The sequence below is a fragment of the Nonomuraea sp. NPDC048826 genome, assembly GCF_043198225.1.
Taxonomy (GTDB): Bacteria; Actinomycetota; Actinomycetes; order Streptosporangiales; family Streptosporangiaceae; genus Nonomuraea.
The window spans coordinates 565,475-587,401 of the sequence record NZ_JBICUQ010000003.1 but is presented as its reverse complement, the minus strand read 5'-3'; the positions used below and the strand labels follow the sequence as shown (position 1 = coordinate 587,401).

General features: G+C 73.1%; 19 protein-coding genes. 11 read left to right on the top strand and 8 right to left on the bottom strand.

All coding sequences use genetic code 11. The features are described from left to right. Nucleotides 1-23 precede the first annotated feature (23 nt). The 4 genes from ACGFI7_RS13250 (at nt 24) to ACGFI7_RS13235 (ending at nt 3,464) form a co-directional block, all read left to right on the top strand. Nucleotides 24-1,124 (top strand): pectin acetylesterase-family hydrolase, encoded by a 1,101-nt coding sequence (locus ACGFI7_RS13250; RefSeq protein WP_393403243.1) that lies wholly within the window; start codon nt 24-26, stop codon nt 1,122-1,124. Nucleotides 1,125-1,373: 249 nt separating this feature from the next. After that, nucleotides 1,374-1,991 carry a TetR family transcriptional regulator gene (locus tag ACGFI7_RS13245; RefSeq protein WP_393403241.1) on the top strand — a complete coding sequence of 206 codons (618 nt, stop codon included), beginning with the start codon at nt 1,374-1,376 and terminating at the stop codon, nt 1,989-1,991. Then, nucleotides 1,988-2,188: a ferredoxin gene (locus ACGFI7_RS13240; RefSeq protein ID WP_393403238.1), complete on the top strand. Its 201-nt coding sequence runs from the start codon at nt 1,988-1,990 to the stop codon at nt 2,186-2,188. The genes ACGFI7_RS13245 and ACGFI7_RS13240 overlap by 4 nt, the downstream gene beginning before the upstream one ends. Before the next feature lies 1 nt (nt 2,189). Further along, nucleotides 2,190-3,464, top strand: coding sequence for a cytochrome P450 (locus ACGFI7_RS13235; protein WP_393403236.1), 1,275 nt, complete (start codon nt 2,190-2,192; stop codon nt 3,462-3,464). 53 nt (nt 3,465-3,517) lie between these two features. Here ACGFI7_RS13235 and ACGFI7_RS13230 read toward each other — a convergent pair whose 3' ends face one another. Together ACGFI7_RS13230 and ACGFI7_RS13225 are read right to left on the bottom strand one after the other, a co-directional pair. Further along, nucleotides 3,518-3,895 carry a peptidase inhibitor family I36 protein gene (locus tag ACGFI7_RS13230; RefSeq protein WP_393403233.1) on the bottom strand — a complete coding sequence of 126 codons (378 nt, stop codon included), beginning with the start codon at nt 3,893-3,895 and terminating at the stop codon, nt 3,518-3,520. A 71-nt stretch (nt 3,896-3,966) separates the two neighbouring features. Then, nucleotides 3,967-4,830, bottom strand: coding sequence for a hypothetical protein (locus ACGFI7_RS13225; protein ID WP_393403231.1), 864 nt, complete (start codon nt 4,828-4,830; stop codon nt 3,967-3,969). A gap of 231 nt (nt 4,831-5,061) precedes the next feature. Between ACGFI7_RS13225 and ACGFI7_RS13220 the strand changes: the two genes are divergently transcribed. Further along, entirely contained in the window at nt 5,062-6,081 is a 1,020-nt protein-coding gene (locus ACGFI7_RS13220) for a transcriptional regulator (protein WP_393403228.1), read from the top strand. Nucleotides 6,082-6,083: 2 nt separating this feature from the next. On the opposite strand, the gene ACGFI7_RS13215 is transcribed toward ACGFI7_RS13220, so the two are convergent. Together ACGFI7_RS13215 and ACGFI7_RS13210 are read right to left on the bottom strand one after the other, a co-directional pair. Next, nucleotides 6,084-7,463, bottom strand: coding sequence for a pyridoxal phosphate-dependent decarboxylase family protein (locus tag ACGFI7_RS13215; RefSeq protein ID WP_393403225.1), 1,380 nt, complete (start codon nt 7,461-7,463; stop codon nt 6,084-6,086). Nucleotides 7,464-7,664: 201 nt separating this feature from the next. Next, nucleotides 7,665-8,960, bottom strand: coding sequence for a PHB depolymerase family esterase (locus ACGFI7_RS13210; RefSeq protein ID WP_393403222.1), 1,296 nt, complete (start codon nt 8,958-8,960; stop codon nt 7,665-7,667). Nucleotides 8,961-9,240: 280 nt separating this feature from the next. On the opposite strand from ACGFI7_RS13210, the gene ACGFI7_RS13205 reads away from it, so the two are divergent. Together ACGFI7_RS13205 and ACGFI7_RS13200 are read left to right on the top strand one after the other, a co-directional pair. After that, nucleotides 9,241-10,515, top strand: a complete 1,275-nt coding sequence (locus ACGFI7_RS13205; RefSeq protein WP_393403219.1) for an MFS transporter — start codon at nt 9,241-9,243, stop codon at nt 10,513-10,515. Between the two features lie 58 nt (nt 10,516-10,573). Then, complete coding sequence (locus tag ACGFI7_RS13200; RefSeq protein ID WP_393403921.1) at nt 10,574-12,166, top strand: amidohydrolase; 1,593 nt, start codon at nt 10,574-10,576, stop codon at nt 12,164-12,166. Here the strand turns inward: ACGFI7_RS13200 and ACGFI7_RS13195 are convergent. Genes ACGFI7_RS13195 through ACGFI7_RS13185 form a run of 3 tightly spaced genes read right to left on the bottom strand, consistent with a single transcriptional unit; the run spans nt 12,130 to nt 15,064 of the window. Beyond that, nucleotides 12,130-12,822 carry a response regulator gene (locus ACGFI7_RS13195; RefSeq protein ID WP_393403216.1) on the bottom strand — a complete coding sequence of 231 codons (693 nt, stop codon included), beginning with the start codon at nt 12,820-12,822 and terminating at the stop codon, nt 12,130-12,132. The genes ACGFI7_RS13200 and ACGFI7_RS13195 overlap by 37 nt on opposite strands. Further along, nucleotides 12,792-13,913: a hypothetical protein gene (locus tag ACGFI7_RS13190; RefSeq protein ID WP_393403213.1), complete on the bottom strand. Its 1,122-nt coding sequence runs from the start codon at nt 13,911-13,913 to the stop codon at nt 12,792-12,794. The genes ACGFI7_RS13195 and ACGFI7_RS13190 overlap by 31 nt, the downstream gene beginning before the upstream one ends. After that, a complete protein-coding gene (locus ACGFI7_RS13185; RefSeq protein ID WP_393403210.1) occupies nt 13,910-15,064 on the bottom strand; it encodes a sensor histidine kinase in 1,155 nt (384 codons plus the stop codon). The genes ACGFI7_RS13190 and ACGFI7_RS13185 overlap by 4 nt, the downstream gene beginning before the upstream one ends. A gap of 237 nt (nt 15,065-15,301) precedes the next feature. Here ACGFI7_RS13185 and ACGFI7_RS13180 point away from each other — a divergent pair, with 237 nt between their 5' ends. Then, complete coding sequence (locus ACGFI7_RS13180) at nt 15,302-16,027, top strand: protein phosphatase 2C domain-containing protein (protein ID WP_393403208.1); 726 nt, start codon at nt 15,302-15,304, stop codon at nt 16,025-16,027. Here ACGFI7_RS13180 and ACGFI7_RS13175 read toward each other — a convergent pair. Continuing rightward, nucleotides 16,017-16,562, bottom strand: a complete 546-nt coding sequence (locus ACGFI7_RS13175) for a hypothetical protein (protein WP_393403205.1) — start codon at nt 16,560-16,562, stop codon at nt 16,017-16,019. The two genes, ACGFI7_RS13180 and ACGFI7_RS13175, sit on opposite strands and share 11 nt — an antisense overlap. Before the next feature lie 78 nt (nt 16,563-16,640). On the opposite strand from ACGFI7_RS13175, the gene ACGFI7_RS13170 reads away from it, so the two are divergent. From ACGFI7_RS13170 to ACGFI7_RS13160, 3 genes are all read left to right on the top strand, one after another. Next, nucleotides 16,641-17,948, top strand: coding sequence for an amidase (locus ACGFI7_RS13170; protein ID WP_393403202.1), 1,308 nt, complete (start codon nt 16,641-16,643; stop codon nt 17,946-17,948). Between the two features lie 120 nt (nt 17,949-18,068). After that, nucleotides 18,069-20,003: a protein kinase gene (locus ACGFI7_RS13165; RefSeq protein ID WP_393403199.1), complete on the top strand. Its 1,935-nt coding sequence runs from the start codon at nt 18,069-18,071 to the stop codon at nt 20,001-20,003. Then, nucleotides 20,000-21,919, top strand: a complete 1,920-nt coding sequence (locus ACGFI7_RS13160; protein ID WP_393403196.1) for a WD40 repeat domain-containing serine/threonine protein kinase — start codon at nt 20,000-20,002, stop codon at nt 21,917-21,919. The genes ACGFI7_RS13165 and ACGFI7_RS13160 overlap by 4 nt, the downstream gene beginning before the upstream one ends. Nucleotides 21,920-21,927 lie beyond the last annotated feature (8 nt).

Here is a 21,927-nt window from a genome sequence, read left to right as displayed (position 1 = left end):
CGGTGCCGCCCAGCCTGTGACCCATGACGAACATCTCCCGCGACACCGGCGGCCGTCCTCGTCACGACCGTGTGCGGAGAACACCTCTGCTCCTGCTGGTCGCTCTGGCCATCGTGCTGACCGGCTGCAGCACCACCCGCAAGGAACTGGTGTGGGACCGGGTCGTGCCGGCAGGCGATTGCCACTGCGCTGACGGCAGCCCGTTCTCCTTCTGGGAGCGGCGGGCCGACCCGGCCAAGGTCGTGCTCTTCCTGAACGGCGGAGGCGTCTGCTGGGACGCGACGATGTGTGCCTTCACCGGCGACCGCGGCGAGAACGACTTCTACGACTGGAACATCTCAGGCGTGGAACCGGAGAATCGGCGCGGAATGTTCGACACCACCCGGGCCGACAACCCGTTCGCCGATTACTCGTTCCTCTATGTGAGTTCCTGCACCGGCGATGCACATCTGGGCGACGTCTCCCAGCAGTACGCGCCGGAGTTGACCGTCGAGCACCGCGGCTACGTCAACGGTACGGCGGCGCTCGACCACCTCACCGAGCACTACCCCAACGCCGAACAGGTGGTCGTCGTCGGCAAGACCGCGGGGTCGGTCGCCGCTCCCATCTACGGCGGCCTGGTCGCCGACCGGCTCCCCGACGCCGAGGTCATCGTGCTCGGCGCCCAGTCCGGCGCTTGGCCGGACAACCCCGATTTCAACGCCGGCGTCCTCGACGCCCGATGGGGCGCCTACGACACGATGCCGGACTGGGCGGTCAACGGGCTCACCGTCCGCGCCTGGGGCGTCCCCCGGTTCTGGACCCAGGCTGCCCTGCATGATCCCAACCTCAAGCTGGCCCGTTTCGACTTCGCCTACGACCCGAACGCGACTTCGGAGCTGACCCGGTGGCTGGACGGGAATCCGCCGAACCTCCTCGCCGAGATCGACCGCAACGAGGCGGCGATCGAAAGAGCCGGGGTGCGCCTGCACAGCTACACCGCGCCCGGCGCCGACCATCAGATTTTCGAGCCGGACAAGTTCTATGAGATCGAGGTGAAGGGCGTCCGGCTGGTCGACTGGCTCCACACGCTGATCACTGACCAACCGCCCCTGGACGTCCATTGCGACCCGTGCGGTCCGTGAACGCGCCCGTGTTGATCTGTGGGATCGGCTGCCCGCATACGGCCCCGTTGAGGATCGTGCCGCATCGCGATGGAGCCGGCATCCGTGAGCGAGACAGACAGCCCGGCTGACCAGCCGAGCCCCGTCGAAAGTGAACGCGGCATCTCGGGGCACCGCACCCCAACTATCAAGGGGAGCGGCACCAGACAGGCGCCACCTTCACTGTTCTGGGCCGTTGACGAATCAAATGAACGGTCTTTTAATTCGTGCATGGGGCGCATAGCCGGTGTCACCGCCGCTGAGACCCGGGAGCGGCTGCTTCGCGCGGCCGCCGAGGTGTTCGCCGAGCGCGGGTACGACGGGACCCGGGTGGCCGACATCGCCGCCGCGGCGGGGGTGAGCAACGGCGCGCTCTACGCGCATTTCGGGTCGAAGGCGGAGTTGCTGGTGGCCGCGTTGCGGGCGCACGCCCGGCAGCTGCTGGCCGACCTGTTCGCCGACGATCCCGACCGGTCGGCGACGGAGCTGCTGCTGGCCATGGGGCGGCAGCTGCCCCGGCGCCGTGACGCACGCGGCTACCTGCTCGTGGAGGCGCTGGTCGCCGCGCGGCGGGACGCGGACGTGGCCCGGCCGACGGGCGACTACGTCGGCGAGCGGGCCGACTGGATCGCCGGGCTGGTCCGGGTCGCGCAGGGCGACGGCGAGCTCGACCGGGGGCTGTCTCCCCAGGCGGTCGCCCACTTCTGTCTCGCGCTCTCGATCGGCAGCGCGCTCGTCCCGCCGGACCTGCACGCCGTGGACGAGGCCGACTGGGCCGCCCTGCTCAGCCGCGTCGTCACCGGTCTGGCTCCCTCCGACACCACCGCACCAAGGGATTCGACACCGTGAACGTTCAGATCAACCCGGAGCGCTGCCAGGGTCACGGCCGCTGCTACGACATCGCGCCCGCCCTGTTCGGCGAGGACGACGAGGGCTACGGGACGGTGATCGGCGACGGCGTGGTGCCGCCGGGCGAGGAGCGCACGGCCCGCCTGGCGGTCTCCAACTGCCCGGAAAGCGCGATCACCCTCTCCGAGGAGGAATGACATGACCGTCGACGACCGCTTCACCCGGGACGCACGCGCGCAGGACGACGAAGAGGAGCTCCTGGGCACCCGCAGCGAGATCGTCACCGGTCCCGTCGCGGACTGGGCGACGGACTTCTCGCACCTGGAGCCGGAGTGGGCCGCGGATCCGTACCCGATCCTGGACGATCTGCGGCAGCGCTGCCCGATCGCGCACACGGACCGGTTCGGCGGCGGCTGGCTGCCGACCCGCTACGAGGACGTGGCGGCGATCGCGTACGACACCGAGCGCTTCTCGTCACGGTCGATCGTGATAAGCAACTTCCGGCCGCCGCGGGAGCTGGCGCCGGTCGGCAGCACCCCGCCGATCTCCTCCGACCCGCCGTTCCACCACGACGCGCGCAAGCTGCTGCTGCCGGCGTTCACCAAGACCGCGGTGTCGAAGCGCGAGGCGGCGGCGCGGGCGTACTGTCACTCGCTCATCGACGCGTTCGAAGGCCGGGACGTGGTGGACGCCGCCAGCGAGTACGCCCAGCACATCCCGATTCGGGTCATCTCCGACATGCTGGGCTTCCCGCCGGAGGACGGGCCGCAGTTCCGGGTGTTCATCGAGAACGTGCTGGAAGGCGTCAACCTGCCGCCGGACGAGCGGATGGCCAACTTCGAGGAGCTCTTCGACTATCTGTACGTGCAGATCCACGATCATCTGGCCAACCCGCGCGACGACCTGACGACGTACTTGATCGACGCCGAGCTGTACGGGCAGAAGCTCGCGCCGGAGCACGTGTCGGGCACGATGGCGCTGCTGCTGATCGCCGGCATCGACACGACGTGGAGCGCGATCGGCGCGTCGCTGTGGCACCTGGCGAAGACCCCGGCGGACCGGGAGCGCCTGGTGGCCCATCCGGAGTTACTGCCGACCGCGATGGAGGAGTTCCTCAGGGCGTACGCGCCGGTCACGATGGCGCGGCTGGTCAAGGAGGACATGACCTGGCGGGGCGTGGACATGAGGGCGGATGACTGGGTCCTGCTGTCGTTCCCGTCCGCGAACCGTGACGCCGAGCAGTTCGACCGGGCGGGCGAGGTGGTCATCGACCGCGAGGTCAACCGGCACGCCGCGTTCGGGCTCGGCATCCACCGCTGCGTGGGCTCGCACCTGGCGCGGATGGAGCTGCGGGTGGCGCTGGAGGTGTGGCTGGAGCGGGTCCCGTCCTTCTCCCTGGCCGATCCTGAGGCGGTGACCTGGGCCTCCGGCCAGGTGCGCGGGCCGCGCACGCTGCCGGTGCGCCTCGGCTGACGCGACGACCGGCGAGGGCCGGTGTCCCGCGCGGACACCGGCCCTCGGCACGCCTAGTCGATGACGACGTAGCGGAAGGAGCTGAACGCGTTGTCCCAGGCGGCGTTCTGCGGCCGGCTGTGACCGAGGTTCTCGATCCGGTGGGCGTGACCGCGCCAGTAGGAGTCGGTGTAGAACATCGCGGCGTTGCGGTTGGTCGCCACGCTGATGGAGGAGATGCGGTCGTTGACGTTGGTGCCGTTGAGGAATTTGTTGTTGGAGAAGTTGTTGTCGGCGGTGGTGAAACCGGCGACCGTCCCGGTGCCGTCCCTTCCTTCGTAGACGCAGACCGCGTCGGTGCAGGCGGCCGCCGAGGCGGGGGCGGTGGTCGCGATCGTGACCGCGGTGCCCAGCAGGGCCATGGCGGCGAACGACCGGATGACGCGCTTCATTCGGGTGATGCCTTTCTTGTAGGTGGACCCAGGCCGGCAGGACCCGGCCCGGGAGTGTGCGGGCGAGGGCGTCAACGCCCTCGCGCGATGGGGCGGGCGGCGGTCACCAGGGCGGTGATGGTTCGCCTGCCTTCCCGCAGTTCCTGCCGGTGCTCGGCTATCGCCTGCTTCTGGTAGGCGGCTTCGACGGCGGCCCAGGTGCGCACGACGTCCGTCTGCCGCTTGCACCGGACGTCCGCGACGGCGGTGGCGATCTCCTGGGCGGTCGGCTCGACGGTCCTGAACGCGACGTCGTTGTTGGCCGCCCTCGGCGTCGGATAGTCGTGGCCGAGCCGGGCCATGCACGACGACCAGGCCGCGAAGACGGCGACGGTCCGGCTGTCGGTCAGCGAGCGTTCCCAGCTCCAGCCCTTCAGGTCGGTGACGCGCCGCATGGCCTCGCCCGCGGGCGCGGGGACCAGCCGGTCGTGGGCCTCCGCCTCGCACCCTCCGCGAGGGGCGCCGTCGCCGCGGCCGGTGCCGTGCGCGGCGGCGAGATAGGCCGCGGTGCGGACCTCGGGCCCGGCGCGGGTTCCCGGGTCTGCCGGCGGATGGTAGCCGCGGCTCTTCGCGATCTCCTCGTCCTCCAGCAGGTAGCGCTCGTGGTTGCGGTCGACAGGCTCGGGGCGGGCCGCTGCGGGCGCCGTGAACCCGAGCCTCGCCATGCAGGTACGGAAGAGCTCGGTCTGGGCCTGGAGCACGACGGCCTCCTCCTCAGGAGAGAGGTGGTAGGCGTCGAGCGGAAGGACCAGCGGCCGCCGGTCGAGGCCGAGGCTCGGGTCGAGTTCCGGCTCCGCCGCGCACGCGGCCGCGGTCAGCAGGCATGCCACCGCGGCCAGCGGTACGAGGCGGGCACGGATGCTTCCGGCCCCCTGGCCGGGCACAGCCACGCTCACAGCTCCCCCTCAAGCTTCGCCGGCCCCTTTCCCCCGTTGCTTCCGAAAGGGCCCGGCGCCCTCACAGCTTGTTACATGCGAGACGACCAAGGCCAGAACTTTGCATTCTGGTGAAAAAGCGCAGATAAGGACCCGTGTCCAGGGGTTTCAGGGGGCCTGAGTACAGTAAGTGCCGCGATCCGGGGACGAGCCAGGGGGCACCGCCAGGGGCGGATCGCTACGGAGGGTGACATGGGAATACTGCGGATCCATTTCACCGGTGACGATCTGGCCCGCACCACGATCGCAGCCGCCGAGGACCCGCTGTGGGAGATCCTCATCAGCCGGTTCCGGCTGACCGACCGCGACGCCGACCCGGCCTTACGCACCTGGAAACACCGGTTACGCGGTGACCACCGGAGAATGGCGCAGATCAGGCCTGGCGCGCGGCTCCTGGCCACTTTGGCGCCGATGGGACCGTACTTCCCCGACTTCCTCACCCCCGCCGAGGGGCGCCAGGGCCTGGAACCCGGGCTCGACGCCATCCTGTCGACCCCGCCCAGGCGACTGAGAGGCGAGATCGAGCAGCTCGCCCGGCACACCCGCCTGCCCACCTGGGTCGGTCCGGTGGCGGACGGCCGGCCGGCGGCGCTCAGCGCGCTCACGGCGGCCCTGCGCGCCTACCACCAGGCGGCCATCGCCCCGCACCCCGAGTTCAGGTCAGCCGTCGAGCACGACCGGCTGTCACGCGTCGCCCGCTTCCTCGACGGCGGCGTCGAGGCGTTGCTCACCAGCTTCAGCCCTCTCATGAGGTGGCGTCCGCCCGTACTCGAAGTCGACTACGGCATCGACAAGGAGCTGCGCCTGGACGGCCGGGGCCTGTTGCTGGTGCCGTCCTACTTCTGCAGGAGAGTCCCGATCGCGCTGGCCGACCCGCGGCTGCGCCCCGTCCTCGTCTACCCGATCAGCCGGCGCAACGGCGAGGCGGAGGACTCCGAGAGCCTGGGAACCTTGATCGGCGCCACCCGCGCGGCCGTGCTCCGCAGTGTCGGCTCGGGCGTCACCACCACCCAGCTGGCCCACCGGCTCAACATCTCGGCGGCGTCCGCGAGCCGCCACGCCGCCGTCCTGCGGAAGGCGGGCCTGATCTCGTCGAGGCGCCAGGGCCAGGCGGTGATGCACACCCTGACCTCGCTGGGGACCGACCTCTCCCGGCGGCACGGTGCGACCGCCCCGAAGAGCGCCGGGAGGGAGGTCCCGCTCTGCGGCTGAGGTCACCCGGCCGCCGCCTCCAGCACGGCGGCCACCCGCTCGACGTCGGCCTCGGTGGTGCGCCAGTTGGAGAAGGCGGCGCGCAGCGCGGGCACGCCCGCGTACTCGGTCGGGGTGAGGAACGCCTCGCCGGACGCGGCGACCGCGCGCGCCACCGCGCCGGCGCGCGACGGGTCCGCGGCCGGGGTGAAGCAGACGACGTTGAGCCTGACCGGGGCGAGCAGCCGGTAGGCGGGCATCGCGGCCAGCCGCTCGCCGAGCCGGGCGGCGAGCGCGATGTCGCGCCGGACGATCTCCGCGTGGCCCTCGCGCCCGTACGCGGCGAGCGTGAACCACGCCGCCAGCGCCCGCAGCCGCCGTGAGCTCTCGGGGGTGAGGTGGACGAAGTCGGGCTCCTCGCCGACCGGGCCGAGGTAGGCGGCGGAGTTGCGGAAGACCCGCGTCTGCAGGTCACGGCGGCGGGTGAGCTGGATCGCGCTGTCGTACGGGACGTTCAGCCACTTGTGCAGGTCGACGCAGATCGAGTCGGCCTCGCCCAGCCCGTCGACCAGGTGGGCGTGCTCGGGCGACAGGGCGGCGAAGGCGCCGAAGGCGGCGTCTGCGTGCAGCCAGAACGGGTAATGCTCGCGCAGCGCGGCGACGGCCCGCAGGTCGTCGAAGTCGACGGTGTTGACCGTGCCGGCGTTCGCGACCACGATGGCCGGCTCCCCGTCCAGCTCGCGCAGCGCCGCCGCGAGCCGGTCCACGTCGACCGCCTCCCTGCCGGGCAGCACGCCGACCTGCCGGATCGCCGAACGGCCCAGGCCGAGCAGGGACAGCGCCTTGGCGATGCTGGAGTGCGGGCTGCCGGACAGCACCGGCACCGGGCCGAGTGCGGCGATCCCCTGCTCGGCGATCGAGACGCCGCGCCGCTCGCCGACCCACTCGCGGGCGATGGCGAGGCCGGTGACGTTGGACATGGTGGCGCCGCTGACGAACGCTCCCTCGTACGCGCCGGGCAGGCCGAGCAGCTCACGCACCCACGAGACGGTCTCGCGTTCGAGGTCGGCGGCGGAGGAGTCGAGGTTCGTCACGGCGTTCTGGTCGAGCGTCCCGGTGAGCCAGTCGCCGGCGAGCGCGGCGGGGGTCGTGCCGCCGGTGACGAACCCCAGGTAGCGCGGGCCGGCGCCGGCCGAGAAGCCGGGCTCCCACCGCCGCGCGAACGTCTCCAGCGCGCCGCTCGCTCCCGCGCCGCGCTCCGGCAGCGCGGTCGGCTCCCGCCGCGCGGGCGGCCGCGCCACCGGCCGCTCCCCCAGCTCCCGCAGGATGCGTACGGCGTGCTCGCGGGTCTCCTGGAGCAGGTCGGGCAGGCGTACGAGATCGTCACCGAGTCGTGGGTCCATGGTCACAGGGTAGAGACGGCGGACCGGACGAGGCTGGGCGGAGGTAAGCCGCCAGGCCCTCGAAAGCCCGCTGCACCGGCGTTCGAGGGCCCGGCGGCCCCGGTGATCCGCCTGCCCGCCCGGCGGGGGTACGCGCGCCGAGCGGTCATCCTCCTGGCGTCCCGGGGCAGCGCCGCACGGGTGCGGCGCCGTTCATGGGGGTCACGTGACCGTGCAGGCGGCCCCGTTGAGGGTGAAGGCGGTGGGTTCGGCGGTGTTGCCGCCGTGGGTGGCCTGGAAGCCGAAGGTGACCGCGGCGCCGGGCGCGATGGTGCCGTTGTAGGACGCGTTCGTGGCCGTGACCTGGCCGCTGCGCGGGGTGATCGAGGTGTTCCAGGCGCCGGTGATCGTCTGCCCGGCGGGCAGGGCGAAGGCCAGCGACCAGCCGGTGATGGGGGCGGCGCCGCCGTTGGTGATGGAGACTTCGGTGGTGAACCCGGTGTTCCAGGTGTTCATCGCGTAGCTGACCTGGCAGGGCCCGGTGACGGTCGGCGTGACGGTCGGCGTGACGGTCGGCGTGGTGGTGGGGCCGCCGCCGGAGTCCAGGCCGAAGAAGCGGATGGTCTCGGCCGCCATGCCGCCTCTGGGCAGGTCGTGCCCGGCGCCCTGGAGGCTGATCGCCTCGACCGGGGCCGTCCCGCCGGTGCCGCCGTAGCGGGTGCGGGTGTGGCCGGCCTGCGGGGTGTCGGTGAAGGACGGCGTCTGGCTCAGGCCGTGGACGTTCGTCCACTGCTTGATCTGCTCCTGGAAGTTCGGGTAGCGCAGCGTGCCGTCCTCGGTGCCGTGCCAGATCTGCATGCGCGGCCGAGGTCCGCTGTAGCCGGGGTACGCGGCGCGTACCAGGTCGCCCCACTGCTGCGGCGTCCTGATGAGCTGGCCGTTGGCGCACTGGCTGTTCCAGCTCGACCCGTCGGTGGTGGCGAAGCAGCCGAACGGCACGCCCATGTAGGCGGCGCCGGCCTTGAACACGTCGGGATAGTCGCCGAGGAGCACGTTGGTCATCATCGCGCCGGAGGACACGCCGGTGACGAAGGTGCGGTCGGGGTCGCCGCCGTGGCGCTGGTGGACGTACCGGACCATGGACATGATGCCGACCGGGTCGCTGCCGCCGTCGCGCCGCAGCGCCTGCGGCGAGGAGACGTCGAAGCAGGCCCCGCTCCGGGTCGCCGACGGGTAGACGACGATGAACTTGTGGCGGTCGGCCAGCGAGGCGAACTCGGTGCCGGAGTGCAGCGCGGGGCCCGAGCCGGTGCAGTAGTGCACCGCCAGCAGCACCGGCGGCCGCGACCCCACGCCGTCGGGCACGTACAGGTGCATCCGCAGGTTGGTGGGGTTGGTCCCGAACCCGGTGACTTCGACCAGCTGGGCCGAGGAGGCCGGCGCGGCGAGGACCATGCCGAGGACCGCCAGTAAGGCCGTGGTGACCGCGGCTCCGGCCATACGGTGACGTGCTCGCATCCGCGCCTCTCCCATCGCTCGAAACATTTCGATAATGGGCAGAAACTTTTAGCCCGGCAACCGGCACCCCACGTCATGCGGACAGTCCGGCCCCCTGACATGGGCAGACGATCTACGAGGTCGAAGAAAGTTTCATGCCGGGCGACGGTCAGCGCCGGGTGGGTCCTCCCGCAAGGGGCATACCGCACTCCATTTCCTCACCAACGGCGCGTTTCGTCCCCGGCCTCACGGCTGTGACCTGCGCTTATCGTCATCGCACTCCCCCGGGATCGGAGGACTCATGAACCGCGCCAACCGGGCGGCCGGCGCCGCCTTCGTCGGGACCACCATCGAGTGGTACGACTTCTACGTCTACGCCACCGCCGCCGCGCTGGTCTTCGACGACCTGTTCTTCCCCAACGCCTCCAGCCCCACGGTCGCGCTCATGGCGTCGTTCGCCACCTACGCCGTCGGGTTCTTCGCCCGGCCGCTCGGCGGCATCGTGTTCGGCCACTTCGGCGACCGGGTGAGCCGCAAGTCGGCGCTGGTGGTGACCCTGCTCATGATGGGCACCGCCACCTTCGCGGTCGGCCTGCTGCCCTCGTACGCGTCGATCGGGGCGCTCGCGCCGATGCTGCTGGTGCTGCTCCGCTTCGTGCAGGGGCTGGCCGTCGGCGGCGAGTGGGGCGGGGCCGTGCTGATGGCGGTCGAGCACGCGCCGGCGCACCGCAAGACCTTCTTCGGCGGGTTCGCCCAGCTCGGCAACCCGGCCGGCGCGCTGCTGGCCACCGGCGCGTTCAGCCTGATCACCCTCTTCGGCGACGACGCGCTGTACAGCTGGGGCTGGCGGGCGCCGTTCATCGTCTCGGCCGTGCTGGTGTTCGTGGGTCTGTTCATCCGGCTCCGCGTCGAGGAGTCGCCCGTCTTCGAGCGGACGGAGAAGACCGCGACGCCGATCAAGGAAGTGTTCCGCCTCTCGTGGCGGTCGGTCCTGCTGGGCATCGGCACGCTGCCGGTGGCGATCGGCGGCTACTACCTCCTCACCACTTTCCTGCTCGCGTACGCGACGAGCGCGCCGGTCGGCGAGTCCGAGCGGCTCATCCTCAGCGGCCTGAGCTTCGCCGCGTTCGTCGAGCTGGTGGCCACGCTGGGCGTCGCCTGGCTGGGCGACCGGTTCGGCGCCCGCAAGGTCGTGATCGTGTTCCTGGTGCTCACCGCCGTGCTGGCCGTGCCGCAGTTCGCGGTGCTCGGCTCGCACAACGCCGTGCTGATCTTCCTGATGCTGGGCCTGATGCGGCTGGCCACCTCGGGAACGTACGGGCCGATGGCGGCCATCCTGTCCGAGATGTTCCCGCCGCAGGTGCGCTACACCGGCATCTCGCTGGCCTACCAGGGCGCGGGCGCCGTCTTCGGCGGCCTGTCCCCGATCGTGGCGACCGCCCTGGTGGGCGCGGCCGGCGGCGCGGCCTGGCCGGCCGTGGCCATGCTCGTCGGCATGTGCGTGCTGAGCGCGATCTGCCTGGCCGTGGCGCCGAGGTACCGCGACCCCGCCGTCCCCGCGCCCGCCACCGTCTGATCCCGTGAAGGAGACCCACGTGACCACCATCGTCATCACCGGCGGCGACGTCATCACCATGGACCCGGCGCACCCGTCCGCCGAGGCCGTGGCCGTGCGCGACGGCCGGGTGCTGGCCGTCGGCCGGGAGCCCGACGTGCTGGCCGCCGCCGGGCCCGGCGCCGAGGTCGTGCGGGCGGGCGGGCGCACCGTGCTGCCGGGGTTCATCGACCCGCACAACCATCTGCTGTCCACGGCGGAGTCGCTGGTGGCGGTGGACGCCCGCTACCCGGGGGTCGGCAGCGCGGCGGACCTGGTGGCCAGGATCGCCGCCGAGGCCGCCAGGACCCCGTCGGGGCAGTGGATCCGCGCGTACGGCATGGACGACGCGAAGTACCCCGGCGGCCGGCCCACCCGGCGGCAGCTCGACGAGGCCACCACCGACCACCCGGTGATCGTCTACCACGTGTCCGGCCACCAGGCCGTGGTGAACTCCGCGGCGCTGGCCTGGCGCGGCATCGGCGAGGACGTGACCGACCCGGCGGCCGGCGCGTTCGTCAGGGACGAGGGCGGCCGGCTGACCGGGATGGTGCTGGACTCGGCCATGGAGCTGCTGCTCCCGGTGGCCGTCGACATCGGCTGCCACGGCCCCAACTTCCACGTCGACCTGCCGGGCGAGCAGCTGCGCTCGTGGCTGGAGATGTCGGCGGAGACCTATCTGCGGGCCGGCGTCACCACCGTGTGCGACCCGCAGGTGTCGCGCCGCGAGCTGCTCGTCTACCGGTCGGCCCGGGAGGCGGGCACGCTGCCGGTGCGCACGGTGGTCATGCCGCTGTCGCACATGCTGGACGAGCTGACCTCCATCGGCCTGGCCGGCCCGTTCGGCGACGACCGGCTGCGGTTCGGCGCGATGAAGTTCTACTGCGACGGCACGCTCCTGGGCGGCACCGCGATGTTCGAGGAGCCGTACGGGGACGACTTCACCGGCTCGCTCTACCACCGGCCCGAGGAGCTCGTCGACCTGGTGCGCCGGGCCGCCTCGGCGGGCTGGCAGGTGGGCGTGCACACCCAGGGCGACCGGGCGATGGGCTACACGCTCGACGCGCTCAGGGCCGCGGTCGCGGTGTCCGGCGACGACGCCAGGCCGCGGATCGAGCACTGCGGCCTCCCCACGCCGGCCCAGGTGCGCGCGTTCGCCGCGCTCGGCGTCATCCCGGTCAACCAGCCCAACTTCCTGTACGACAGCGGCACCGACTTCGTGCGGCGGCTCGGCGAGAGGCGGGCGCACCGGCTGCAGCCGATGCGCGAGGAGATCGACGCGGGGCTGCGCCCGGTGCTGTCGAGCGACTCGTTCGTCTCGTCCCTGCGGCCCATGGAGACGGTGTCGAACGCGGTGCGCCGCAGGACCCGCGAGGGCGGGCCGATCGGTGCCGAGCAGGCCGTGACGCTGGAGGAGGCGCTGCGGGCGCACACCGTCGACGCGGCCCACGCGCTGCGCATGGAGGACCGGATCGGCTCGCTCGCCCCCGGCAGGCTCGCCGACGTGGTGGTGCTCGACGCCGACCTCCGGGCGCTGCCGGCCGACGCGCTGGCCGGCGTCGACGCCTGGCTGACCGTGCTCGACGGCCGGATCGTCTACCGGTCGGAGGGCCGGGCGGCCAGCGAGGTGTAGACGTCCACCTCGTCGGGGCTGACCAGGCCGTCCTGGATGGCGCAGATGAGCAGTTTCTCCTTGGTGGGGGCGGGCCGGCCGGCCGCCGCGTACTTGACCCTGGCCCGGTCGATGTACTGGCGCACGGTCCGCTCCTTGATGCCCATCCGCGCCGCCACGGACGCCTTGGACATGGACTGGAACCAGTAGAGCAGGGCCAGCCGCTCCTTCTCCGACAGCTGGGGCCGGTGCGGGCTCTCGTCGGTGGCGATCGCCTGCGCCATCGGCGGGGTGACGCTGGGCCGGTCGGCGGCCACCGCCAGGATCGTCTCCACGCACGACTCGCGGGTGGCGCGCCCCTTGCCGATGAACGCGGAGGCGCCCGCGTCCAGCACGGCGCGGACCGTCTCCGGCTCCTCGTGCTCGGAGAAGACGATCACCCGCTGCCCGCCCTCGCACAGCTCGCCGATCCGGTCGACGATCATGGTGCCGTTGAGGTTGAGGTCGAGCAGCAGCACGTCCGCGGCCGTGCCGCGGACGGACTCGATGGTGGGCCCCTGGGCGACGAGCGTCACCGGGCCCGGCGCGCCGAACCAGGACCGTACCCCGTCGACCACCACCTGGTGGTCCTCGACCAGGGCCACCGTCACGGGGCCAGCCACATGCTGTTGACCCATACCTCCCCTCCCTGCCGCTGGTAGGTGGTGACGACCCCGCTCGACTCGCACACCGGGTCGGAGCTGACGGGCAGGTCGTCGTTGTCGGCCACGACGGCCACGCTGATCATGGTAGACATGGCCGACACCGTGACCCTGGCCCGCGACCTGGCGCCGTCCAGCGCCAGGAGCGGCGCCCTGAGCAGGTCCTCGCGTACGCCGTCGGCCAGGTCGGGCAGGGTGCCGCCGAACGGCGGCGCCGTCACCAGCACCTGGCGCCGCTCGGCCGCGTCGATGCGCTCGCGCAGCGCGGTGACCAGCGTGTCGGGCACGTCCTCGCGCTCGGTGATGAGGCGGCGCAGCCGCAGGGCGCCGGCCGTGCACTCCTGGCGCACCCGCGTGTCGCCGGGGTCGGCGCCGTCGGCGAGCCGCTCCAGCAAATCCTCGGCCACGTCGCGGATGGCGGCGTAGCGGCGCAGCCGGTCGGCGTGGATGCGCTGCGCGGACATCCGCCAGGCGTCGTCGGCGGCCAGCCGGCGGGCCAGCAGGGCGGCGTCCTCGGCGCTGGCGCGCAGCGCGTGGCAGCCGACGCTGTAGCCCAGCTGCAGGATGATGCTGCCGGCCATGACGACGAGATACTTGGCGACCGACACCCGGTCGAAGGTGCCGGTGACGGCCATCGCGGCCAGCATGACCGCGGCGTTGGCGGCCAGGAACGCGATCAGCTCGGCCCGCCAGCGCGGCCGGTTCCACAGCAGCATGACGCCGACCCAGCCGATCGAGCCCCAGCCCCAGTCGATGGTGCCGAGCAGGTCGCGTGGATAGCAGGCGAGGACGACCGCGACGTCCACGGCCAGCATCACCGCCACGAGCTGGGCGGTGGTGGCCGTCGACGGCTCGGTCCCGCGTAACATCGCCACGGCGGCGACGGCCGCGACCACGGTGTAGACCACCCAGGCGACCGCCGCCACCACGGGCCAGCGGAAGTCCTGCCAGCCGGTGACCGTGACCGTCAGGTCGTAGCCGACGTGCCAGACGCCGGCGATCACCACCGCGCCGATCGCGGTGTAGCGCGCGTAGCGCTGCGCCACCTGCTCGATGTCGCCGGTCATGGCCGCCACCACAGCGTGACCCGGGTGCCGTCGCCGCCCGAGGAGATGTCGGCGCCGCCGTTGGGCAGGGCCCGCATGGTGTCGAGGATCGAGCCGCGCACGCCGAACCTGTCGGGCGGCAACCGATCGCGGTCGAAGCCGCGGCCGTGGTCGGCGACCTCCACCCGGATCTCCTCGCCGCGCCTGCTGGAGACCAGCTCGGCCTCGCGCACCCCGGCGTGCCGCGCCACGTTGGACAGGGCCTCGGTGACGGCCCGGGCGAAGCTCTCGGCCACCTCGCCCGGCACGGTCTCGCGGGTGAGCCGCCTGCGCACGCGCAGCCCGGCGGCCCGCTCGGCCACCTCGTCGAGCAGGGAGTCGAGGGCGATGGGCGCGCCCTCGTCGCCGGGGGTGGCGCGCAGCCGGTCGAGCGCGGACAGGTCGGTCACCGCCTGCCGGCGCAGCGTGGCCGAAGGCCCGTCGTAGGTGCCGAGGCCGACCATGGTGAGGGTGTGCAGGGACGTCTCGTGCACGCTGCCGACCTGCTTCAGCTCGTCCTCGCGACGCAGCCGTTCGACCATGAGCGCGACGTCGGCGCGGGCGGCCTCCCTGAGGAACCCGTCGGCGGAGGCGGCGGAGCGGCGCAGCAAGGTCATCAGCACCGCGATGGCCAGCACCTGGACGAGGTGGATGCCGAGTGAGGCGGTCACGTCCTGATCGGGGGCGGCCAGCCGCACCCCGGCGAGGTAGGCCACGGCGACGGCCACGCCGGTGGGCACGGCCGCGGCGGGCCGCCAGACGACGCCCGGCACGATGATCGTCATGGTGACCAGCACCGCCACCCAGCTCGCGCCGCCGCCCAGCGCCTCCCCTGCCACAAGGTGACGCTGCGCGAGGCAGAGGGCGACGGTGATGGCCACGTCGCCGGCCACGAGCCAGGCCGGCAGGCGCGGGCGACGCCGCAGCCGCCACAGGAACAGCGCCGTCCAGCCGAGCTCGGCCGCCAGGGCGGGCACCAGCCAGGCCGCGGAGACGGGCGGTCCGGCGCCGAGCGTCGCGGCGACGACCACGACCGCGCCCATGGCGCCGCGCGCCCCGGCAAGGGTGCGCGCGGCGGTGCGCTCCAGTTGCCGGGCCGCCGAGTCGTAGCGCGTGGAACCGAGGTGAGCCACTGCCCGTCCGCCCGCGACGAGATCACAAGTCGCCACTCACGATAACGCACCGGGTCTGTGCGGGCCGGGTCCGCGGTCATGGATCGCATGGGCGCCTTCCTCGGTCCTGCTCTCACTCCCGAACCTTCTACCGTCCGCGCTTTCAAGGGCATGACGGTCGATCGACCGTCATGCCGACCCTTGCCTGGGCGCGTGTACTGGCCGTGTCGCGATCACCGCGACTGAGGGGGGACCTCTATGACGCTCATCTCGATCTCGATCCTGATCTCCTGCCTGTCGGTGATGGCGGTCCGTGGCAGGCGGGGGCCGTGGCCGCCGGGACTTCCGGTGGCACGGCCGCGGCTGTCGGCAGTGGGCGGCACGTACGAGGGCTCGCACGGCCGCCCCTCCGACGAGTACGTGATCCAGGAACGACTGATCGCGGTAGCAGACGGAGGGGGGCGGGGCCGGCCCGGTCACACGGCGGCCGCGCTGGCCCTGGGCGCGGTGGTCGCGGCCCGGCCGCAGGTGGCCGGGGCGCGGGCGGAGGACCTGGAGGACTGCGCGCGCGCGGCGTGGCGCGCGGCCCTCCGCGAGAAGCCCGCTCTGGCGGAGCAGGCCTCCGGCCTGGACCTGATCGTGCTCGACGCGGGTGAACATCCGCGCCTGCGCTACGCCCACGTCGGCGGCGGCGCGATCTGGTACTGCGCCAGGGGCGAGAGGCCGCGGCCGCTGACGACCTCCGGAGACGGTCAGGCTGGGACCGCAGGACCGGAGGTCGGCAGCGTGCCGCTCCGCCAGGGCGATCGCGTCGTCGTGGTGACCGACGGGGTGGCCGGGGCGCTCGGTGTGGAACGGATGACGGAGCTGTTCACCGACGGCAGGTCGCCCGCGGCCTGCCTGGACCGGTTGTACGACGAGATGTCGGTGGTCGAGCCGGAGGAGGACGCCACCGTGCTCATCGCCGACTTCGTCAGCGCGTGAGGCGCTCCAGGCCCTGGTAGAGGCCGTACACGAAGCGGGCGCGGTAGGTCGCGCCCGCGTGCTCGAAGTCGGCCGCCCAGTGGTGCGGGGCGCCGCCCTCCAGCTGAGTGGCGCCGGGGAAGGCGGCGCCGATGTCGGCGACCACGCACGTCCACGGCTCCAGGTCGGCGAACGCGAGCGCCCGGCCGCCGCCAGGGCGGACGAACCACTGGTTCCACACCTCACCGCCGGGGCCGGCCAGCGCCTCGAACTCCAGCTCCGGCCACGACGGCAACGTCCAGCACGCCACCTCGCACGTCAGGCTGCCGCTCCGCCGCTCGCCCCGGTGGACCGGCGGGCCGAGCGCGCTCCGCAGCGCCGCCAGCCCCTTCGGCGCCCGCCCGGCGTGCGCCAGCCTGGTCCAGTGGGCGTGCGCGGCCCGCAGCTCGGCCCGGGTCGCGCCCATGGCGCGCAGCGCCTCCTCCACCCGGCCGGCGTTCACGTCGCGCATCCGGTGCATCAGCGTGAGCTCGAACTCGCGTACCCCGTATCTCATCGGCCTCCGATCGCCCGAGCGCGTCCGCCGCTCGGGGCGGTGCCGCTCCCCCGGCTGCCGGATGCTACAAGAGATTGCATGACGACGCCTCTCGGCCCCTTCTCCGGCCGCACCCTCGACGAGCTGGGCCACGACCTGCGCGCGGGCCGCACGACGGCCGGGGAACTGGCGCGGGAGGCGCTCGACGCGGTCGCCGCGCTCGATCCCGCGCTCAACTCCTTCACCTCCGTGGACGCCGACGGCGCGCTCGCGGCGGCCCGCGAGGCGGACCGCGAGCTGGCCGCCGGCACGGACCGGGGCCCGCTGCACGGGATCCCGGTGGGGGTCAAGGACCTGATCGAGGTGGCCGGCCTGCCCGCCACCATGGGCTCGCGGCACTTCGCCGGCCATGTCCCCGGCACCGACGCGGCCGTGGTGACGCGGCTGCGCGCGGCGGGGGCGGTGATCGTGGGCAAGACCACGACCCACGAGTTCGCGTACGGGCCGACCGGCGACTGCTCGGCCACCGGCCCGTCCCGCAACCCGTGGGACCCGGAGCGCATGTCGGGCGGGTCCAGCGGCGGCAGCGCGGCCGCCGTGGCCGCCGGCCTGGTGCCGCTGGCGATCGGCACCGACACCGGCGGCTCGGTCCGCATCCCGGCGGCGCTGTGCGGGATCGCCGGTCTCAAGCCCGCCTACGGCGCCATCCCGGCCGACGGCGTCTTCCCGCTGGCGCGCAGCTTCGACCACGTGGGCGTGCTCGCCCGCACCGCCGCCGAGTGCTTCCTCGCCTACCGGGTGCTCAGCGGCCGTGAGCTCGGGGAGAGCCACCGGCCGCTCCGCGTCGCCTGGCTCGACCCCTCGCCCCTGCACGTCTGCGATCCCGAGGTGGTGCGGGTCGCCAGTGAGGCGGCCGGGGTGACGGAGAAGGTGGCGCTGCCGCGGGAGGTCGCCGACGCGTTCCGGGACGTGTACGTGACGATTCAGAGCGCCGAGGCCGCCGACGTGCACGCCGAGCGGGTGGCGGCGGCGCCGGAGCTGTTCCAGCCCGACGTGCTCGACCGCATCAGGGGCGCGATGGACGTGCCGGCCTGGCGCTACGTCCGCGCGGTGGCGGAGCTGCCGCGGCTCGCCGAGGCCGCCGAGGAGCTGTTCGAGGGCCGGGACGTGCTCGCGCTGCCGACCGTGCCCCTCACCGCGCCGCCGCTCGGGGCGCGGGAGGCGGTGCTGGACGGACGGACGATCGCCGTACGCGCCGCGCTGCTGGCCTTGACGTGCCCGTGGAACGTGCTCGGCTACCCCGCCCTGTCGGTGCCCGCGGGGACCGCAGGCGGGCTGCCGGTCGGGCTGCAGCTCGTCTGCCGTCCCGGTGACGAGCACCTGCTCGCGGCGGCGGCCCGGGGATGACGCGGGCGAGCGGACTACGAGTGGACTATCGGTGTCAGGGGGATGCAAATAGTCCGGGTAAACACCCATAATCGGTGATCTGCGCGGCCGCCTTGATTCGCCGAAGAGGAGAGACCCGGGATGCCCGAGTTCTTACCGCTGGGTGAGGAAGATCCGACGCATGTGGGCCCGTACCGGCTGATCGGCCGGCTCGGCGCGGACGTCTACGCGGCCGAGGGCGTGCAGGCCGACCGTCCCGTCGTGGTGAAGCTGCTGCACCCGCAGGTCGACCGGGAACGGTTCCTGCGGCTGGTGGAGTCCATCCGGGAGGTGTCCGCCTTCTGCTCGGCCCAGGTGCTCGACTCGGGGACCGCCGATGGACGCCCGTACGTGGTGAGCGAGTACATCGACGGGCCCACGCTGGCATCGGTGACCGAGGGCGGCACGCGGCTGCGGGACGCGGCGCTGCACCGGCTCGCGGTCGGGACGGTGACCGCGCTGGTGGCGATCCACCAGGCGGGGGCCGTCCACGGCGACGTGCGGCCGGAGAACGTGGTGCTCGGCCCCGACGGGCCCCGGCTGATCAACGTGGGCGTGGCCACCGCGATGGCGGCCACCGCGGAGACCACGACCCGGCGGGTGGAGACGCCCGCGTTCGCGGCGCCCGAGCGGCTCGACGGAGCCGAACCAGGTCCGGCCGCCGACATGTTCTCGTGGGCCGCGACCGTGGTGTCGGCGGCCACCGGGCGTTCCCCGTTCGACGGCGGATCCCTGGCGGGCACCGTCAACCGGATCGCGAACGAGCCGCCCGACCTGCCCGACCTCGGCGACCTGCGGGGGGTCGTCGAGGCGTGCCTGGACAAGGATCCTGCGCGCCGCCCATCCTCCAGCGACGTGCTGCTGCGGCTGGTCGGCGAGACGAGGTTCCTGACCGGCAGGCTGCTGCCGTCCGGAGGCGAGCCGCCCTCGCCACCGCCGTCCCCACCGCCGTCCCCGCCGGTGCGGCGCGGACGCGGCGCGCTCGTCGCGGTGGCGGCGTTCGCCGCCGGGGCGCTGCTGTCCGGCGTCGCCGTCTACGCGCTGGCGCCGCCGCGCGTGGACGCTCTCGCGGCCGGGTCCGCCTCGCCAGGCGCGGTCATCACCAGCGCGCCGCCGATCACCTCCCGCGTGACCACCGCCCCCGTCGCGAGCGTCCCGCCGAAGGCCGAGAACGACGTCGAGCTCGCCGACATCGGGGCCACCCTGCACGAGCACCCCCAGGATCGGGTACGCCTGACGTCCTATCTGCAGGTCGGCCGGCCCTTCAAGACGTTCGTCAGGGGCGCGTCCGGCCGGTTCGAGGAGGTCGGCCTCGCCGAGGAGCCCCGGGTGTCGCCGGACGGCCGCTGGGTGGCGCTCAACCCGTGGATCAAGTTCCAGAACTCCGAGATGGACCACGTCCGCCTGCGGGACCTGACCACCGGCGAGTCCTTTACCGTCCAGACCGTGAAGAAGCCCGAGACGACGCAGCTGCCGGTCTGGTCGCGCGACGGCCGCCGGGTGCTGCTGTCGATCAGGACAGCGGACGAGAAGCTGTTCTCCGGCTTCGTCGTCGTGGACGTGGCCGCGCGCACCTCCACCGTCGTCAACACCCAGTACAAGGACGCGATCTCGCTGCCGTTCACGTTCACCCCGGACGGGACGGTCACCCGCGGCTACTCGGGCGCGAAGTCGCAAGGCATCGAGACCTACGACATGTCGGGCAAGGTGACCAGCACCAGGCACTGGGTGGGCCTGCCGAGGGACCGCGACTGGTACTCACCCGACGGCAAGCAGTTCTTCACCGTGTGCCCGAAGACCGGGCACGTGTGCGTCTGGGACTCGGCGACCGGCGGGCGCAAGGCCACCGTGGAGGGACTCGACGAGGACGTCCGCATGATCGGCTGGTTCGACGACGACCACCTGATGGTCGAGGACCCCGGCAAGAAGAACCGGGTGCAGGTGAAGGTCGTGGACCTGCTCGGACGGACCAAACGCGTGCTGGCGGACGCCGACCTGCGCGGCAGCGCCCGCCAGTGGGCGGCGATCCCGCGGTGACGGTGGAACCGCGGCCGCTGCTCACGGAGGATCCCGCGCGGGTGGGGTCGTACCGCGTCACGGGCCGGCTCGGCGAGGGCGGGCAGGGCGTCGTCTACCTGGGCGAGTCGGCCGGGGGCGAGCGGGTCGCGATCAAGGTACTGGCGCACGCGCTGGACGAGGAGGCCAGGGCCGACTTCGCCCAGGAGGCCCAGCTGGCCCGGCGGGTCCAGGCGTTCTGCACGGCGAGCGTGCTGGCCGGCGGCGAGCTCGACGGCGGCGTCCCGTACGTGATCAGCGAGTTCGTCGACGGGCCTTCGCTCGCCCGGGTGCTCGCCGAGCGCGGGCCGCTGAGCGGGCCCGAGCTGCGCCGGCTGGCGATCGGCAGCCTGACCGCGCTGGCCGCCATCCACCAGGCGGGCGTGGTGCACCGCGACTTCAAGCCGGCGAACGTGCTCCTCGGCAGGGACGGGCCGCGGGTGATCGACTTCGGCATCTCCCGGACGCTGGACGCCGCCGAGCCGGACGGCGAGCACCTGACGGGGACGCCGCCGTACATGGCTCCCGAGCAGTTCGGCAGCGGCGCGGGAGCGCCCGCGGACCTGTTCGCGTGGGCGGCGACGGTGGTGTGCGCGGCGACCGGCTCGCCGCCGTTCGGCTCGGGAGACCTGCCGGCGCTGGTCAACCGGATCCTGCGGGCCGAGCCGGACCTGGGCGATCTGCACGGCGACCTGCGCGAGGTGGTGAGCGCCTGCCTGGCCAAGGATCCGGCGGCCCGGCCGACGGCGCGTGCCGCGCTGCTGCGGCTGCTCGGGCACCGGGTGGAGCCGCAGCGCCTGCTCGACGAGGGCACCAGGAGCGCGGCTCCCGAGAGCCTTCCCGACACGGCTCCCGAGTCCTCCCCGGGCCGCTCGCGGCGGCGGCGGGCGCTCACCGCCGGGGCCGGGGCGGTGGTGCTGGCGGGCGCGACCATCGCCGTCGTGCTCGGCATCGGGAACACGCCTGACGACCCGGTCCCGCCGACGTCGCAACGCATCTCGTCCGGCCCGATGAACACCGCGTCCACCACCACCTCGACGCTCCCCGGCACCGAGATCGAGCTGCACGAGAACCCCGCCGACCCGACCTGGGCCAGCTCCTACTACGGCGGTTTCGCGGAAGCGGACTTCCCCGCGTACGTCCGCGACCCCCGGACCAGGACCTTCCAGCGGTTCGGCAGTTTCCAGCTCCCGGTCGTCTCCCCCGGCGGCCGGTACGTGGCCGCGCTGCCGGTCTCCAACCTCGGCGCCACCGACCACAACACGCTGCGGCTGGTGGACCGCGGCACCGGCGAGGACATCACGCTGCGCACCGCCGACAGCCCCGGCATCACGCTGGACCCGGCCTGGTCGGGCGACGGCCGCCGCCTGCTCATGACGCTCCGGCAGAGCCAGGACGACCAGCGCACCATCGGCTTCGTCATCGTCGACGCGGCCGCCAGAAGCGTCCAGACCCGCCGCACCGGCTTCGGCGGGGAAGCCGGCTACGCGTGGGGGGCGGACGGCTCGACTCTCATCACGCAGGGCGCGGACGGCGCGATCCGATACGTCGGCCTCGACGGCCGGGAGCTGGGCACGTTCGCCGGCAAGGGCGCGCTGATCCGGGCCGGCGTCGCCGTGACCACGGCCGGGACGGTGTTCGCCACCACCTGCCGGGAGGGCGCGCGGGACGTGTGCCTGTGGGACGCGGCCACCGGTGCGAGGAAGGCGGTGATCCCGCTGGCGGAGGGCACGGTGTTCAACGGCTGGCTGGACCGGCGGCACTTCCTGGCCACCGTAACCGGCGGCGAGACGGGCCGGTTGGCGCTGGCCGGGCTGGACGGCGAGACCGTGCGCGTCCTCGTCGAGGGCCCGGCCGAGCAGATGAACGAGATCAGCGTCTGGTTCACCCCCCGCTGAGCACGATC

Excerpts from the sequence above, each read along its gene's own strand:
- ACGFI7_RS13250 (WP_393403243.1), top strand. The coding sequence starts at position 24 with ATGACGAACATCTCCCGCGACACCGGCGGCCGTCCTCGTCACGACCGT.
- ACGFI7_RS13245 (WP_393403241.1), top strand. The coding sequence starts at position 1,374 with ATGGGGCGCATAGCCGGTGTCACCGCCGCTGAGACCCGGGAGCGGCTG.
- ACGFI7_RS13235 (WP_393403236.1), top strand. The coding sequence starts at position 2,190 with ATGACCGTCGACGACCGCTTCACCCGGGACGCACGCGCGCAGGACGAC.
- ACGFI7_RS13230 (WP_393403233.1), bottom strand. The coding sequence starts at position 3,895 with ATGAAGCGCGTCATCCGGTCGTTCGCCGCCATGGCCCTGCTGGGCACC.
- ACGFI7_RS13220 (WP_393403228.1), top strand. The coding sequence starts at position 5,062 with ATGGGAATACTGCGGATCCATTTCACCGGTGACGATCTGGCCCGCACC.
- ACGFI7_RS13215 (WP_393403225.1), bottom strand. The coding sequence starts at position 7,463 with ATGGACCCACGACTCGGTGACGATCTCGTACGCCTGCCCGACCTGCTC.
- ACGFI7_RS13210 (WP_393403222.1), bottom strand. The coding sequence starts at position 8,960 with ATGCGAGCACGTCACCGTATGGCCGGAGCCGCGGTCACCACGGCCTTA.
- ACGFI7_RS13205 (WP_393403219.1), top strand. The coding sequence starts at position 9,241 with ATGAACCGCGCCAACCGGGCGGCCGGCGCCGCCTTCGTCGGGACCACC.
- ACGFI7_RS13200 (WP_393403921.1), top strand. The coding sequence starts at position 10,574 with ATGGACCCGGCGCACCCGTCCGCCGAGGCCGTGGCCGTGCGCGACGGC.
- ACGFI7_RS13195 (WP_393403216.1), bottom strand. The coding sequence starts at position 12,822 with ATGGGTCAACAGCATGTGGCTGGCCCCGTGACGGTGGCCCTGGTCGAG.
- ACGFI7_RS13190 (WP_393403213.1), bottom strand. The coding sequence starts at position 13,913 with ATGACCGGCGACATCGAGCAGGTGGCGCAGCGCTACGCGCGCTACACC.
- ACGFI7_RS13180 (WP_393403208.1), top strand. The coding sequence starts at position 15,302 with ATGACGCTCATCTCGATCTCGATCCTGATCTCCTGCCTGTCGGTGATG.
- ACGFI7_RS13175 (WP_393403205.1), bottom strand. The coding sequence starts at position 16,562 with ATGAGATACGGGGTACGCGAGTTCGAGCTCACGCTGATGCACCGGATG.
- ACGFI7_RS13170 (WP_393403202.1), top strand. The coding sequence starts at position 16,641 with ATGACGACGCCTCTCGGCCCCTTCTCCGGCCGCACCCTCGACGAGCTG.
- ACGFI7_RS13165 (WP_393403199.1), top strand. The coding sequence starts at position 18,069 with ATGCCCGAGTTCTTACCGCTGGGTGAGGAAGATCCGACGCATGTGGGC.